General features: G+C 31.0%; 14 protein-coding genes and 1 tRNA gene. 9 read left to right on the top strand and 6 right to left on the bottom strand.

Annotation, left to right across the window (positions count from 1 at the left end; all coding sequences use genetic code 11):
• Window positions 1-124: 124 nt before the first annotated feature.
• On the top strand, window positions 125-838 hold the full coding sequence (locus ACN1AG_RS01420) for an HD domain-containing protein (RefSeq protein WP_417905209.1): 714 nt from the start codon (window positions 125-127) through the stop codon (window positions 836-838).
• On the opposite strand, the gene ACN1AG_RS01415 is transcribed toward ACN1AG_RS01420, so the two are convergent.
• The 4 genes from ACN1AG_RS01415 to hemE all read right to left on the bottom strand — a co-directional run bounded on the left by ACN1AG_RS01415 (window position 765) and on the right by hemE (window position 5,064).
• Window positions 765-2,120, bottom strand: coding sequence for an MFS transporter (locus ACN1AG_RS01415; RefSeq protein ID WP_417905208.1), 1,356 nt, complete (start codon window positions 2,118-2,120; stop codon window positions 765-767). The genes ACN1AG_RS01420 and ACN1AG_RS01415 overlap by 74 nt on opposite strands.
• Window positions 2,121-2,338: 218 nt before the next feature.
• The gene (hemJ, locus tag ACN1AG_RS01410) at window positions 2,339-2,776 is read right to left on the bottom strand and encodes a protoporphyrinogen oxidase HemJ (RefSeq protein WP_417905207.1); all 438 of its coding nucleotides are present in this window, start codon (window positions 2,774-2,776) and stop codon (window positions 2,339-2,341) included.
• A 202-nt stretch (window positions 2,777-2,978) separates the two neighbouring features.
• The gene (gene hemH, locus ACN1AG_RS01405; protein WP_417905206.1) at window positions 2,979-4,067 is read right to left on the bottom strand and encodes a ferrochelatase; all 1,089 of its coding nucleotides are present in this window, start codon (window positions 4,065-4,067) and stop codon (window positions 2,979-2,981) included.
• Window positions 4,045-5,064 (bottom strand): uroporphyrinogen decarboxylase, encoded by a 1,020-nt coding sequence (gene hemE / locus ACN1AG_RS01400; protein ID WP_417905205.1) that lies wholly within the window; start codon window positions 5,062-5,064, stop codon window positions 4,045-4,047. Before hemE ends, hemH begins: the two co-directional genes overlap by 23 nt.
• Window positions 5,065-5,458: 394 nt before the next feature.
• Between hemE and ACN1AG_RS01395 the strand changes: the two genes are divergently transcribed.
• The 6 genes from ACN1AG_RS01395 to ACN1AG_RS01370 all read left to right on the top strand — a co-directional run bounded on the left by ACN1AG_RS01395 (window position 5,459) and on the right by ACN1AG_RS01370 (window position 12,463).
• Window positions 5,459-6,304 (top strand): pyruvate, water dikinase regulatory protein, encoded by an 846-nt coding sequence (locus tag ACN1AG_RS01395; protein ID WP_367364552.1) that lies wholly within the window; start codon window positions 5,459-5,461, stop codon window positions 6,302-6,304.
• Between the two features lie 230 nt (window positions 6,305-6,534).
• Window positions 6,535-6,852, top strand: coding sequence for a thioredoxin (trxA, locus tag ACN1AG_RS01390; RefSeq protein WP_367364553.1), 318 nt, complete (start codon window positions 6,535-6,537; stop codon window positions 6,850-6,852).
• Window positions 6,853-6,927: 75 nt separating this feature from the next.
• Window positions 6,928-7,665, top strand: a complete 738-nt coding sequence (locus tag ACN1AG_RS01385) for an ABC transporter ATP-binding protein (protein ID WP_367364554.1) — start codon at window positions 6,928-6,930, stop codon at window positions 7,663-7,665.
• Complete coding sequence (locus tag ACN1AG_RS01380; RefSeq protein WP_417905204.1) at window positions 7,665-8,441, top strand: ABC transporter permease; 777 nt, start codon at window positions 7,665-7,667, stop codon at window positions 8,439-8,441. The genes ACN1AG_RS01385 and ACN1AG_RS01380 overlap by 1 nt, the downstream gene beginning before the upstream one ends.
• Window positions 8,442-8,676: 235 nt before the next feature.
• Window positions 8,677-11,949 (top strand): FAD-dependent oxidoreductase, encoded by a 3,273-nt coding sequence (locus ACN1AG_RS01375; protein WP_417905203.1) that lies wholly within the window; start codon window positions 8,677-8,679, stop codon window positions 11,947-11,949.
• Window position 11,950: 1 nt separating this feature from the next.
• Window positions 11,951-12,463, top strand: coding sequence for a methylated-DNA--[protein]-cysteine S-methyltransferase (locus ACN1AG_RS01370; RefSeq protein WP_367364556.1), 513 nt, complete (start codon window positions 11,951-11,953; stop codon window positions 12,461-12,463).
• 169 nt (window positions 12,464-12,632) lie between these two features.
• Here ACN1AG_RS01370 and ACN1AG_RS01365 read toward each other — a convergent pair whose 3' ends face one another.
• Window positions 12,633-13,196: a NifU family protein gene (locus tag ACN1AG_RS01365; protein WP_367364557.1), complete on the bottom strand. Its 564-nt coding sequence runs from the start codon at window positions 13,194-13,196 to the stop codon at window positions 12,633-12,635.
• A gap of 43 nt (window positions 13,197-13,239) precedes the next feature.
• Window positions 13,240-13,325, bottom strand: a tRNA-Leu gene (locus ACN1AG_RS01360).
• A 658-nt stretch (window positions 13,326-13,983) separates the two neighbouring features.
• Between ACN1AG_RS01360 and ACN1AG_RS01355 the strand changes: the two genes are divergently transcribed.
• Window positions 13,984-14,901, top strand: a complete 918-nt coding sequence (locus tag ACN1AG_RS01355; RefSeq protein WP_367364558.1) for a hypothetical protein — start codon at window positions 13,984-13,986, stop codon at window positions 14,899-14,901.
• The gene (locus tag ACN1AG_RS01350) at window positions 14,886-16,685 is read left to right on the top strand and encodes a glycosyltransferase family 2 protein (RefSeq protein WP_417905202.1); all 1,800 of its coding nucleotides are present in this window, start codon (window positions 14,886-14,888) and stop codon (window positions 16,683-16,685) included. The genes ACN1AG_RS01355 and ACN1AG_RS01350 overlap by 16 nt, the downstream gene beginning before the upstream one ends.
• The last annotated feature ends 59 nt before the right edge of the window (window positions 16,686-16,744 follow it).

Below are 16,744 nucleotides of genomic sequence, written 5' to 3'. Positions count from 1 at the left end.
CTAATAGATAAACAACAACAAAATGCAAAAATATTGATCTTTTTCAAAAAAATATAATAAATTCCTAGTAATATTCTAATTTTTAGTTTAACTTGTATAGCGATTTAAAATATTATGATTTTTTATGGAAGATATTAACTATTGGAACAACTCAAAGTATGAATCTTGTCAATATACTACTAGGTTACTGAACAAACTCTGTAAGATAAATGAGGAAGTAAACCAGCCAATAGATATTAACGAAGTTAAAAAAGCTATTTATTACGCAAAAAAATATCACGGTAGCCAAATGAGGCAGTCAGGCGAACCCTATTACTCGCATCCGATTGAAGTAGCATATATGGTAGCAGAATATGCAGCATCAGAAATTCCAAGATATTTCAGAACTGACATGGTTGTTACCAGTATACTGCATGATACTATCGAAGATACAAAACTTACTGAAAAGATGATTGCTTACATTTTTGGAAGTACAGTGGCTAGTCAAGTGGAAGCTTTAACTAGGGTTAAGCCTCACGGCAAGATTAGCTCCAAAGAGATTTTAAATTTATTATATCAACAAAAAAAATATGATGTAGCATTTATTAAAATTTTTAGCCGAATTCACAACTTACAAACTATAGGAGTAAAATCACCGGAGAAAGCTAGGAAGATTATTGAGGAAACTATAGAAGAATTTATACGTCTAGCTATACACTTAGAAGCAATTGATTTAGAAAAAAAACTAATAGAGTTATGTTATCAATATTTATCTACTATATCATCTAAGCAATATTTGCTACAGAGTCTAGATAAGTTTTCTTTTCAGAAAAATTTCCAGCATCTTTCTCGAGTTTAATAAAATGTGATAATCCATATGTACAACCCACAACTGTTGGGATTGTAATAAAATACAATCCCCAATGACTAAAATAATCTGTTAAATACACAAGGCTAACAGAAGTAATAAGATATACTAAAGCTCGGGATGCAGCGTATATCGCACTAGTATAAGTAAAACGTTTAAAGACTGGAAAATGCTTGAAGAATATTGCATTAGCTGGTGATGCTTCGCATGCAACAAATAATAGTAAAGACTGAATTATCGATATATCAAAGCCAGTTGTTGCATTATTCAATAAATATGGAATCATTAGGAAATATATGGAAACTAAAATTAATCTTATCTTTAATATCACTAGTGGATGATGTTTATTGGTGAAATATAGCACAAAAACCATGTTTCCTAGTAACATAGCAGATACAATAAAGTTATTGTGAATAATTTGCTCAGCTGTATAGTGAAACGAATATTTTAAAATATTAGCACAATGTATATAAGTAAAATAAAAAATTACTGGCCATATACAATCTACTAACAGTAAACTTATTGTTGTTTTCCAATTAATTTTTTCTTGAATATTGAGAGTATCTTGCATTACACGTTCAACGTCAATATTAGATCCGACATCTTTCAACTGATGAAAAGTTTTGTTTAATCGACGTTTAGCGTCGGCAAATTCAGGCGTTTCTCGCAGCGTTGCCCTAGCAATCATACCAACTAATGCCACACCTGCACCAAACCAAAAAGCCAATCGCCAATTAAGAGCATAAGAAATAACAAGAGAGGCTACACCTAAAGCAGCAAAACCTCCAAAGGCAGCACAAAAAACTATTGTAGCTACAGACACATATCGTCTTGGTGGTTGTAGATATTCTGTTAGATATAATTGAGTTCCTATGATTTCCCCTATAGAAGCCATACCTTGCACAATACGACATATTGTCACCAGCCAAGCTGCAGTAATACCTATTTGAGCAAAAGTTGGCAAATTAGCTATGACAAAACAAGATATTGCCATCATAAAAGTTGTAATGACTACAGATGCTTTCCTTCCTACATTATCGCCTATCCAACCAAATATTAATGCACCAAATGGTCTAAGCAAGTAAGTAGAACAAAAAGCAGCGGCTGAAAGAAGAGTAGCCGTATGTGGGTCAGTTTTGGGAAAAAACAACTCATTGAGCAACACAGCCATATGCACATAAAGCATTAAGTCAAAATACTCAAGAAACGTCCCTATTGAGAGTAATCCAACAACCTCTTTTTGTTCTCTAGTCAAACTAGTCTGTTTTTGCATAACCTTATTATTTGCTCGAATAATTTTGCTTATATAGTTGTTTAAACCTCACTGTTATGTTATCTATAACTAGCTATAATAATTAACCTCATTTCGATGTAAGACATTGGTTTAATAGCCTAGGGTGACATCACCATAGGTTAATTACTTACTTCAATAATTGTTATATGCGTCACGATTAGAAATCAGTAATATAAATAATAAAGCAGAAAAATATATTAATCAAATGGTTTTACAATTACCATAACAACAGCCACTATCATCAATAGTGCTGGTACTTCATTAATGATACGATAAAATCTTTCAGAATGATTATTTTTGCCGTCAACAAAATTCTTCCTCCATCTAGCTAATAAACCATGAAAAATAGTGATACCTAGAACTGCTGTCATTTTTACGTAAAACCATGTTCCTAAAGCTACTAATCCGTATATATAACTGTTAATTATACCTAAGGTATAAGTGCTGATCATAGCCGGATTCATAATGATTCTGAGTAACCTGCTTTCCATTAACTGAAACATCTTGTCAGTTTCACTACCTACTATAACTTTAGTGTGGTAGACATATAATCTTGGTAGGTATAGTAAACCTATCATCCAAGAAATTGCTGATACAAGATGGAATGCTTTAAACCATAAATAATAACTAGCCATTAATTTTACCTCCAATGTCTTATGGGAGTGTCAACTTAAGCAGCCTCGATGTCATTCGAGCTGCGGCGGGAATCTAAAAAAATAGTCTAAAAAACTATTAGATATTATAGATACCTGCCCACGCAGGGATGACATACTAGTGATCCACGTGGACAATGCTTATGCATAACATCGAGACTACTTAAAGTTGATACTCCATTACTTAGTTTTTTAAATTACAAGGACACATAGTAAAATTATAAGGACATATTCTTTTATTAATTGAACTACATATCAAATCTTTTGTATCGAAACCGTAATTAACTAAATTTGATACCATTTTAGTTATGCTATTGATGAACAATTTATTTGTTCCAAGAGCAGGAGTCCTAATATATTCTATTTTGTACTTACCAGCAATCTTTCTATATTCAATGTCCAATTCTACCAGTGTTTCAACATGTTCTGATACAAATGCTATTGGAACTATTATAAGAGATTTATCTTCTTTGCCCGCTATCTCAATTTCATCCTCTGTATTAGGTTTAAGCCATTCCACTGGACCAACACGACTTTGATAAGTTATTTTATAATCTAAATTATCTATACTAAGCTTAGACACCAAACTTTCTACAGTCTTTTCAATCTGCCACTGATATGGATCTCCTGCTTTTATTATTTTTACAGGCAGACCATGAGCTGAAAATAATATACGAAAACCTTTTTTGTTTTTCAATTTTTTTAATGATTGCTTTATTAATGATAAATGAGATTCAATAAATTCGTCATCGATAGGGTAGCAACAAATAGTTTTAATATGTTGATAATCCTCACTTTTATTTTTATAAAGAGAAGATATAAAATCTTTAATAGAAGATCCAGTAGTGGTGCTAGAAAAATGTGGGTATAATGGTAACAATATTATTTCTGAAGGGTTATACTCATTTATTTTTCTTACTGCTTCTTTGGAATCAGGATAAGAATAACGCATTGCTATAAAAATCTTAAAATCCTCATTCAGAGTTTGTTTTAACTTCTCTGTAATAGCAGCTTTTTGAGATTCTGTTTCTTGTAAAATAGGCGAATTATTACCTACTAGAGAATATATTTCCTGAGATTTTTTATTTCTAGTAATTGATATTATCTTAGCAAGAATAAACCTTAGGGGATTTGGCAGGTTAATAATTGCTTTATCATAAAATAAGTTAAATAGAAATCGTTTAACTGAGCTTAAGCTATTTGGTCCACCAAGATTAAAAAGTACGATGGCTATTTTTTTTTGAGATATTTTAGTATTTAAATTCTCTAACATAATTAACTAAAAACTCAACATTTTCAACTGGTGTATTTGGTAAAACACCATGTCCTAGATTAAATATAAAATTTCTTTCTTTAAAATTTGCAATTATTTTACTTGCTTTTTTTGCAATAATTTCTTTACTAGTAAGCAATATAAATGGGTCTAAATTACCTTGTACAACAATTTTCTCACTCCATAATTTCATGGCACTAGCTGGTACAAACTGATCTACTCCAATAGCATCCACTCCAGTATTACTAATATATTTTTCATATAAAAGCCCAGAACCTCTTGGAAAACCTATAATCGGTAAATATGGAAACTGTTCTTTTAGAGCTACTACTATTTTTTTTGTTGGTTGTACTATAAACTGATCATATTCTGCTTCTTCTAATATCCCTGCCCATGAATCGAATAATTGTACTAAATCTGCCCCAGCTTTTACTTGTTCCTTTAAATGAATAATAGTTTTTTCAGTAATAAAGTCTAGAAGTTCTTGTGCTAAGTTATTATTTTCATAAATAAATTTTTTACTTGTTTCAAAACTTTGTTTGCCTCTTCCTTCAAGCATATAAGTCATTACCGTCCAAGGACTACCAGCAAAACCTATCAACGCAGTATCAACTGGCAAATTTGCTTTAGTTTTATTGATTATTTCATAAATTACATTTAGTTTTCCATTAGAATTTCCTTCAAGATATTTAAAATCTTCTTTTGATTGAAATTTACGTAATATTGGCCCTATATTTTCTTCAAATTTTACATCCCAGCCAAGTGCATCAGGTAAAACCAAAATGTCAGAAAAAATTATAGCAGCATCAAAGCCATACCTTCTTATTGGTTGTAAAGTCACCTCTACAGCCTTATCAACATTATAGCATATATCTAGGAAACCACTAACAGTTTTTCTTATTTTTTGATATTCAGGTAAATATCTACCAGCTTGACGCATTAACCAAATAGGTACAAGATTATTTTTTTTCTTAAAAGTTTGTAAAAGTTGGTTCATAAAATAATCCATAATAATCTATATATTATATATAATATTTTTTTAGTTGATGTAGACATTGTTAATATGTAGATTAATTATATATACACATAGTTATACACATTTTTTTATTGCTAAATTACTAGTAAGGTTTATTGATTATAATTATTACTCACATTATTCATAGGATTATTTTTTTAGTGGATAATTCATAGTGGTTTATGTGTGTAGAATGAGAAAACGTGAAGGATATTAGATATCTAGCATTTTACACACAAAATTATCCACAAAATTATTCTTTAAATTATAGAGGTTATTAACTTCTATATACGGGATATATATGAGTAGTTATTGATTACTTTTAATATAGAGATTAAAATATGAATAAAAAATTATCCACAAAGACTAATAAACTATGAATAAGCTGATTATTCACTTAGTTTCAGACTCTTCAGTGCAAACAGTTAAACATGCAGCTAATACTGCCTTGTCACAATTTAGCAAAATTGAGTCAAAATTGTATCATTGGCCAATGTTAAGAAATGCAGAATCATTGAATGAGGTTTTGAAAAAGATCAAGATGAAACCAAGCATTGTATTATACACTATTTTAGATCACGAACTAAGAAGAAATTTAACTAAATTTTGTTATGATTTAAAAATTCCTTGTATTTCTGTTGTAGGTAGAATTGTAAAAGAAATTTCAGTTTTTTTAGGTATAGAAACAGAAGAAAGTTTAGTTTATGATTATAAATTTGATGAAGGTTATTTTGATAAGATTCATGCTATTGATTATACTCTTAGACATGATGATGGTCAGATGACTAGTGAATTAGACGAAGCTGATATTATTCTGATTGGTCCTTCTAGGACATCAAAAACTCCAACTTCTGTATATCTAGCATATAATGGATTTAAAACAGCAAATGTGCCTTATATTCATGGTTATCCGTTTTTAGATATTTTAGGCAGTATTACAAAACAGCTTGTAGTTGGTTTGATTATTAACCCAACTCGGCTAATTGAAATAAGAGAAACTAGAATGCATTCGTTACAGATGAGCGATAATACCAATTATACAGATTTTAAAATAGTCCAAGAAGAATGTATGCAAGTAAAACAAATTTGCGAGCAACAAGGGTGGCCAATAATTGATGTTTCAAGAAGATCTGTAGAAGAAACCGCTGCTGTAGCTATGAAACTTTATTATGATCGTAAGAAACATGTTCTTAACAATTTAGATACTAATATTTTTAAGTAAACTTAAAGCAGTCATTTACAATAAGAATTTTACTTAGTATGATTATATAGTTAACCCGAAAAGGTTTTAGCTAAAAGCGATGTCATCCCTGTGCAAGCAGGGATCTAGAGAAATAGACAAAAGAAGGGCTGTAGAACTTTTTTTAAGACCCCTGCTTTCGTAGGGGTGACATCAAGCCTGTTACATCGAACTCAGGTTAATTGTTAAAACAATATTAAAAATAAGAGATTATGGCAAGTAATATAACAGATGATTCTTTTAACAAAGAAGTTTTAGAGTCCACTACACCTGTATTAGTTGATTTTTGGGCTGAATGGTGCGGACCGTGTAAAATGTTAACACCTATTATTGAAGAATTAAGTAAGGCATTAGTGGGTAAAGTAAAAATTGTCAAAATGGACATAGATAAAAATCCCAATATACCTTCAAGTTTAGGTATTCGTAGTATACCTACAATGATTTTGTTCAAAGATGGAAAACAACTAGCTACTAAGACTGGAGTATTCCCCAAAAATATTATTGAAGAATGGATTAAAGCGAATTCGTGATAAGAATTAACTAATTCTTATCACGAATTGAGGTGATTAACTCTTCAGTAAAAATATAATACATGTTTTTAATATATGACGTCTAAACTAGTATCTATAGAGATATCTGATGGTTGTGTAGAAGGAATCAATAACCAACAAAGAGTAGAAAGTTTAAGACACTTTTTTATTAAAGGAGGTAAACTTTTTCCTTCGTCAATTCCTATCTTAAATAATATAAATCTTTCCTGTCAAAGAGGCGAAAAAATTGCCTTTATTGGTAGCAATGGTTCAGGTAAGAGTTCTTTACTTAAGGTGATTGCTGGAATTTACCCATTAAAGTTTGGAAAAATTAAAGTTCATGGTAACTTTGCTGCCATTATTGAGATGGGAGTAGGTTTTGAATTAGAGCAAACTGGCAGGGAAAATATCAAAATGCTCATGATTTATAATAATATGTTAGGTAAATACAGTAAAGAATTGGAACAAGAAATCATAGATTTTTCTGATCTAGGGAATAAAATAGATTTACCGGTAAAAAATTATAGCTCTGGTATGTTATCAAGATTGGCTTTTTCTGTATCGGCTTTTCAAGATTCAGATATTCTTTTGCTAGATGAAGTTTTTGCTGCTGGTGATAGTCATTTTATTGAGAAGTCGACCAATTTTATGAAAAACAAGTTACAAAATATACCTATTTTAATATTAGTAAGTCATCAAGAAAATATTATTAAGGAGAATTGCAATAGATGTGTGTTATTAAAAGAAGGTAGTATTATCGCAGACGGTAATCCAAATGAAATACTAAAAATTTATAATAGTGGGAATTATTAATGATAAAGTATTTTTTTTCCAAGAAATACTGGTTGTCAGTGGTGTTATTAACCCAAGCTTCTATATCTCGTCAAAATAAAGATTCTTTTTTAGGTTCGTTATGGGGTTTAGTTCAGCCTTTTGTGCATATAATGATCATTTCATATTTTTTTGGATTGGTACTTAAGATACCAAGAGAAGCAATGATTATAAACCTAGTTGGTGGTTTACCGTTATGGACATTTATTGTTAGCAGCTTAAATATATCATCAAATTCATTAATTAATCGTAGTGGTATTATAAAAAAGGTAATAATTTCTAGGACTATCTTTCCTATATCGGATAGTTTAATACAAGTTTATACCCTAATTTATTCGTTTGTAGCTATGTATGTAGCTTTTATCATTTTATATCCCGAAAAATTTAGTATATATATACTTTTTGTACCAATTCTTGTGTTACCACTGGTTATTTCTGTGATTAGTAGTTCTATTGCTTTTGCATTTTTAACCCCTTATATACGTGATGTTCCACAGATATTAAATTTGATTTTGAATGTTGCATATTGGACTATACCAATAGTGTACCCATATTCTATGGTACCAGAATCAAAGAAAATATTTTTTGAAATTAACCCCATTTTTCTTGTCATAAGACCAGTTCAATTCTTAGTAATAGAAGGAGTGCTGCCAGATGTATTTATGATTATAAAATCCTTTATTGTAGCCGTTATTGTTTCATTTTTCAGTTATCTTGGCTACAGATTTTTTTCTAAAAATGTCATATATTATATATAGCTAACCTAAAGAAGGTTTTACTCGATAACCAAGTTTTTATGAGTTATATAATTCAGGACAGTTTAAAAGTCATGAAAAGAAGCAGAGAAGATGTTATTCTTAGCAACGGCGGGAATCTGAAGAAATAGCATAGACAGGGTTGTAGATATTTTAGATCCCAGCTTTCGCTGGGATGACATAAACTGCCATGAATTGTAGCCTTCAGAAAAAAATTTGATTATCGAGTTTTAGCTATATGACACTTGCTTTCGGTTTAGATTTTGTAGATTTAAATAAATTAGAAGGTCTAAAAAAATTAGATGAAATTTTTTTAAATTTTCTGCGTAGCCATAGTTATTCTCTTTATGAAATTATTTTATCATTAAGGGCTAATCCCGATCAAGTTGATCAAAAATATTACTCAGATTTTTTATTAGAAATTTCGCCTGTTTTTGATGATTTTCTAGCTAAGTTATTTGGTATTGAACAAGAAATAGCCAATCTAAGATTTAGTCATAAAGAATTTGATGTAATTTATGAATGTAAGAGAAAGTTCATCCAGCGTATTGCAGTAAAAAAATATCCTCCTGAGAAACTAAAAGAGATTGATTTTGATAGTGTATCAATTTTTCTAGAAAAACTTTTAGGAGGGGAATTTACTCAAGGCAAGTTTGCTCGTCAAGTAATAAAATGGCAATTAGATGATGAAAAATATGCTTTTGAGTTAGATATAGCAGCAAAATATGCTGCCTTCATGGTTTATAATAGACCTCTTGCAGAAGTAGAGTTTCAAAGGAAATCTAATGAATCTGAAAGTATATTATTTTCTCTACCAAATAAAATAGATAAAGATAATTTAATAGATCTTAATAAGGTAGCTAAATATAAAAAACATGTAAGAGTAGGGTTTGATTATTTAAATCCTGCTCATTGTCAATCTCTTCAATGTCATCCTCACGTAGGCAGGGATCTAGATCCCCGCCTACGTGAGGATGACATTGGGATACAAGGAGATGACAGCATTAGTAGGGATGACATTAACCCTAGCCTAGATACAGTCTTAAATGCTACTCACTATTGTATCTACTGTCATAAACAGGGAAAAGACTCGTGTTCTAAAGGGTTATACTCGAATGATTCTGTGAATATACTACCGACTACGCCATCAAAGTCGGGCTGTCCGCTGAAACAGAAAATCTCTGAGATGAATTATGTAAAATCCAAGGGATTCAATTTAGCTGCTCTTGCTATTATTGTCATTGATAATCCAATGGTAGCTGCTACTGGTCATAGGATTTGTAATGATTGTTCCAATGCTTGCATTTATCAAAAGCAAGAACCTGTAGATATTCCTCTTGTTGAATCTAATATTTTGGAAACTACTTTGCTTCTACCTTACGGGGTGGAAATATATTTATTACTTACCAATTGGAATCCACTTAACATTTTTGCTCTGATGCCAAAGCCTCCAACTAATTACAAAGTTTTAGTAGTGGGTCAAGGACCAGCTGGGTTTAGTTTAAGTCATTATTTATTACGAGACGGACATACTGTAGTAGCTATAGATGGCTTAAAAATCACCCCATTACCTTTTGATATTAACAAGCCTATTAAATATTGGTCTGATTATAAAAAAAACTTATCAGAAAAAATACCTGAAGGTTTTGGAGGAGTAGCCGAGTACGGTATTACTGCAAGGTGGGATAAAAATAATTTAACTATATTACGTCTGATATTGGAGAGAAACAGTCATTTTAAGCTTTTTGGTGGTGTAAGTTTAGATAGTAATATAACTATGGAGCAGGTATTTCATTTAGGATTTGACCATGTTGCCTTGTGTGTTGGAGCTGGTAAGCCTAAAATCGCCCAAATGAAAAATTTTCTTGCAAAAGGTGTGAAAACAGCCTCCGACTTTCTAATGACCTTACAATCAGGAGGAGCTTTTTTAGAACAATCTAACACTAATTTGCTTATTAGGATGCCTATTATTATTATTGGTGGGGGACTGACCTCCATTGATGCAGCAACTGAAAGTTTAAATTATTATAAGTTACAAGTAGAAAAATTTCTAAAGAAGTATGAATTGTCAGTTGAGGAGAATGGGAAAAATCATACAGAACAAAATTGGACAGATGAGGACAGATTAATAGCCGAAGAATTTATCTCGCATGCAAAATTATTTAGGCAAGCACAAGATACGGAAGCTGTAAAAAAAATCCTCGATGAACTAGGTGGAGTTACAATTTGTTATAGAGGAAAGTTAAAGGATTCTCCTGCCTACAAGTTAAATCCTGAGGAAGTTATGTATGCTATGGCTGCAGGTGTAAATTTTGCTGAAAATATGATACCTTTAGGCATTGATGTTGATCAGTATGCTTACGCTGAATCAATAGAATTTGATAATTTAGGTATAAGGAAAAAATTTAAGGTAAGGACTGTACTTATGGCAATAGGTACGCATAAAGATAATAGTTATTTGGAAGACATATACTCAAATGATTTGAGTATAACATATTTTGGTGATTGTAATCCTCAATATTCTGGAAGTGTGGTTAAAGCCTTAGCAAGTAGTAAAGAGGGGTACAAGTTTATTGGAAAAAAACTTATCAAAAATAAACCAAGTTTTTTTGGTAATAATCTAGATTTTTTCGCTAAACTAGATTATTTACTAACTAGCCGTATCGAACGGATTGATATTCTATCTTATAAGATAGTAGAGCTGGTAATACATTCTCCTCTCGCTGCTCAAAATTTTCAACCGGGGCAATTTTTCCGTTTACAAAATTATTCTAGTGATATTTCAAAAATTATTGAACCATTGGCTGTCACTGGAGCTTATGTTGATGTAGAAAAAGGGTTAATTCATTTGATAGTTTGGCAAAATGGTAAATCAAGTAAATTATGTAGATATTTATCGCAAAATGAACTAGTAGTACTAATGGGGCCTAGTGGTAAGCCAACTGAGATATTAAAGGATAGCAATGTAGTGCTTGTTGGTGGAGGAGTTGGAAATGCAGTTTTATGCTCAATAGCTAAGGCTCTTAAAAATAATAATTGTAAAATTATATATTTTGCTGGTTATAAAAATTTACAAGATAGGTTCTATCAAGAGAGAATAGAAGAAGCAGCCGATATAGTAGTTTGGTGTTGTGAAGAAGGTATTTTATCAAAAAATAGGGCGGAAGATATTAGTGTTAAGGGCGATTTGGTGTATGCTATAATGGGGCATTGTTACCTTTGGAAAAATTTGAGCATAGATAGGATAATAGCTGCGGGTAGTATAGAAATGATGGAAGCTATAAGAGATATAAAAGATGATTTTTTTGGTAACAAAACTCAACTAATAGTAAGTCTTAATTCTCCTATGCAGTGTATGATGAAAGGTATTTGTGGACAATGCATTCAGAAAGTTACAGATGAAAGGAAATATATTTTTACTTGTGCCTGCCAAGATCAAGATGCAAAAATAGTTGACTTCACAGGGTTTAAAAGTCGTTTAGAACAAAACTCTCTCCAAGAAAAAAATTAAAATGACAAAAATATATAGATATATAGACTTACCAATTGCTCTAATATACTCAAATGATTTGAATATATTATTGGTATCAGATGGGAACTTCTTAACAGGTTTATATTTTGTAGGGCAAAAACATATGCCAATTTTAGATAGTAGCTATCATGAGCAGCAGAATTCCAGTATATTCGATCAAACTTACCAAGAGCTAACAGAATACATAAATGGTACTAGAAAAGAATTTACCGTACCTTACCGTTTCACGGGGACTAATTTTCAGGAGAAAGTATGGTCCACCATCTCTGCCATCCCATATGCTAGAGTGACGAGTTACAAGGATATTGCAAATTTAATATTTGCTCCTAAAGCTGTACGTGTAGTAGCAAACACTGTGGCACGCAACACTTTGTCAATTATAGTGCCATGTCATAGGGTTATAGGTACTGATGGTAGACTAACTGGTTACGCTGGAGGACTTGAACTCAAGAAAAAACTTTTAGAATTAGAAGAAGGCTGTTTAAGGATATGATTGCATCGAGAATGTACTATACTTGATAAAAATCAAGAATTGCGTTGTCGTCTTCAGGGATCGTAGGTAGCCACGTACTAAATGTACGCTCCGCTCCTCGACCCTTTGACTCCTAGCACTTCATAATTTTGATCTTCGTCTATCAACTCTTCATTTACGAGTAGTATATCTATAACTCATCTACAGCTTCAACAGATTCTACCTCGGGTATAAAATGTTTAAGCATTGATTCAATACCATTCTTTAAAGTAATAGCTGAACTAGGACATCCCCTGCAGGCTCCATGAAGCTCTAATTTTACCACTCCATTTTCAAATCCTCGATATATTATATCACCTCCATCCATGGCAACCGAAGGACGTACACGTGTTTCAATAATTTCTACAATCTGTTGTTCAATTTCAGACATCTCGTCAGAATTATTTATGGCAGATTGAGCATTTTCCTCATCAAAAACAGTAAAACCAGCAGTAAAATGATCCATAATAACCATCAAAATTTCAGGTTTTAACACTAGCCAATCACTTTCTTCTTCTTTAGTAATAGTAATAAAATCACTACCAAAAAATACAGATTTTACGTTATTTATACTAAATAATTGAACTACTAGCCTGCTTTTACCTTTTGCCTCATCAAGATTACTAAAATGAACCGGCTCGTTAGGGCTAACAGGTATGTTAGGGAAAAATTTTATCGCATTAGGATTAGGAGTAATTTCAGTTTGAATAAACATATACTTTTTCCTCGATAAAAAGAATGGTCTTGATAAAAATGAATGGTACCCGCGGCCAGACTTGAACTGGCAAGGGTTTGCACCCCACGGATTTTAAGTCCGTTATGTCTACCATTCCATCACGCGGGCAAGGTCAGGTTATTTTAGACTCTATGAAGATTGCACAGACTAATAAAAAAAACGCTAAAAAGCAAGTATTTTTACTATAAAAACCTCACTTTGTAAGAATAAATATTCTTATACCGAACTTAATACTACATTTGTAGTATTAAGCTTATTATAACCTCAAGTATTGATGTAATAAATTAATATACTCGATGAAAATCAAGAATTGCGTTGTCGTCTTCAGGGATCGTAGGTAGCCACGTACTAAATGTATGCCTAGCACCTCGATCCTTCGACTCCTGCTACTATCATAATTTTGATTCTATCGTCTATCAACTCTTCATTTATGAGTAGTATAAGTAGGCTCAAGTAATCATTGCCATTAGGGCTGATGTCACCCCTGCCGCCATTATATGTCATCCCAGCGAAAGCTGGGATCTAACACTATATAACATACCTTCTATGCTATTTCTTTAGACCCCTGCCTACGTAGGGGTGACATCCGAAAGAGCAGGGATTGACACTCTAGGCTATTAAACCAATGTCTTACATCAATACTTGAGGTTATTATAGCATATATTTTTTAGGTACTAATAGACTTTTGAAAATTTATTAAAATATCCATTTATTAAATTTATAATAGTTGTATTTTAGTAAATTTAAACCATTAATTGTTATTTGAGTGAAAACAACAACTATATTTATACTTCTGTTTATAATTTCCGTAACAAATAAGATTTATGCATCAGCTTGGTTAATTGACTCAGGCAAGTACAAATATACGGTTACTGCTAGCAATATTGATAAAAATTCTAAAAATATTAAACAAGTAAGAGCCAATCTTTTTCTACAAATTCAGTGTAAATTGGCATATTTAAAAGATCGTATTAAGTTGGTTAATAATTCATCGGCTCTTTATAATAAGTTATTTAGGCAAATTCAATTTTTAGAGCGTAGATCTAGAGAAATATCCTCATACCAAGACGAATTAATGCGAATTTTTGCTATCGAATATGGAATTAATAAAAACCAAAATTTAGGAATTCAATTACTTTATAAAGAAAATAAATTCCAGGGAAGTAATGACATGAACTACCTGTCTAATAATAAAGAAATTGGTATATTTTATAAAATTAAGCTCTTTCAGAACACTAATAGGATAGTCTCAGTTCAGCCAAGAATATACATGACCAAAGATGGTTGCCAGCAACAATTTTCTTATGAATTATTATTGCTATCAGCATTTTCCAAAAAAATTCGTACAATTTCAGTATTTGCTGAAAGTGTTTTTAGTTTTGGGCAAGCCCTAAATAACCCATATACAAGAAGAAGTCATTATAGTTTTTCAATATCTGAAGGCATTGAATTTCAAAATGGCATTATGTTAGTAGACTTTACCAAATATTATACTAGGAGAAATTACGGTAATATTTATAATAGAACTTTATATAAGCAACTTTCAATTGCAAAAAAGATTAAATTTGGTAATCTAGAGAAGAATAGCCTGACAACACAAATAGGGTATTTTTGTGATAAAAGCCTAATTAATAAACATTATAAAATATCAGGAGTAATATTTTCCATATGGATGGATGTATAAAAAATATTAATAGAGAATTTTTAGATATTCTACTAAAAGAACAACTACTTACGGATTTACAAATATCTCACGTTAAGTTCAAATTAATTGAGAGTACTGGTGAGAATGATTTTTTTAACGTGATAATTGCAGAAGGAATTATTAATAATGAGATGGTTATAGATATTTTGTATAAAAATAAATTATTGCCTCTATTGAATGTGCAAGAAACACAGGTTAAGATTTGCGATTATGCAAAAATTGATCAATATGTAGAAAATGGTTATTTCATTTATGAAAATGATAAAAGCAATAAAGTGCTTGCTATAAATGACCTAGCTTATTTAAGGAAGTTATCAACAATATATTATAATGTACAGATTAATTTGGTCAGAAAGAATGACTTCTATCAGCTACTTGAACAAAATTTTAGCCATTTGAATATAATCAAATCCAAATATTTTCTTGAATTTATCTCAGTATACATGGTAGCAAAAAATATCAATTACACTAAGTCAATCATCATATTTTTTGTGATATATTTTGGAATATTGTTTAATTTTAAACCTCTTTTTCATGTGATTAACATTACTTGCTATTTTGCACAAAATATTTTAAAAATTATGCTATTTAACCAAGCTGTCATTGTACAAAATACAGCGTTTAACAGTAGTGATATCTCCATTTTAAAAAATGATTCTCTACCTATTTACACTATTTTACTTCCATTATATAAAGAATCAAGCAAACTAAAGTCAATTATTAATTATGTCTCTAATATTAATTATCCTAAACATAAATTAGATGTCAAAATCATTATTGAAGCAGATGATTATTTGATGATCAAGGAAAGTATCCTATATGAATTACCTTCTTATATACATTTGCTTAAAGTACCTTTTAGTTTACCTAGGACTAAACCTAAAGCCCTTAATTATGCCATGCAATATTGCAGAGGAAAATATGTAGTAATATATGATGCAGAAGATAGACCTGATGCTGATCAACTCCTTAAAGCAGTAATAGCCTTTGATGAATTACCGAAAGAATATGTTTGTTTGCAGGCTAAACTTAACTTCTATAATGAGAATGAAAATTTACTCACTAAACTTTTTAGCATAGAATATTGTTTATGGTTTAAATATCTTCTGAAGGGTTTAAGCTTGATGGACTTACCAGTAACTCTTGGAGGAACTAGCAATCATTTTAAGGTTGACGCCTTACAAAAAATAGGTTTTTGGGACGCTTATAATGTTACTGAGGATGCTGATTTAGGAATTAGATTATATTCTTTTGGTTATAAAGTTCATATGATAGATTCTTATACTTTAGAGGAATCGCCTATAGATCTTATAAGTTGGATAAAGCAAAGATCTCGTTGGATAAAAGGATTTATCCAAACATTTTTGGTATTTCTTGCCCAAAAAGACAAATATAAAAGGTTTAAATTTTATCAAATAACTACTATTTTCATTTTTATTGGTTTTTCTTCTTATGGTTTTTGTTGTTTACCATTTCTAATGCTAACTATTAAAATTAATACATTCGCCATAATTAATTATTTATGGATAATTAACAGTTTTTTTGCTTTTTCATACCTTTACGGAAGTGCTTTTTTTATTTTACTGACTAAAAAAGGTAAAATAACTAATTTTCGAGCATTAGATATTGCTGCCTTGTTTGTGTGGCCTCTGTATTTTCTACTACATACGATAGCAAGTTATAAGGCGATTTGGGAGATTATTTTCATGCCTTTCAAATGGGATAAAACTCAGCATGGGGTTAGTACTCTAGACCTTGAATAACTTAACCTGAATTCGATGTAACAAGTTACATCGAATTCAGGTTAAGTTCAGGTTAAGTT

Origin of the sequence: Candidatus Tisiphia endosymbiont of Micropterix aruncella, assembly GCF_965178575.1 — a bacterium.
Classification (GTDB): domain Bacteria; phylum Pseudomonadota; class Alphaproteobacteria; order Rickettsiales; family Rickettsiaceae; genus Tisiphia.
This window is presented reverse-complemented; position numbering and strand designations above follow the sequence as displayed.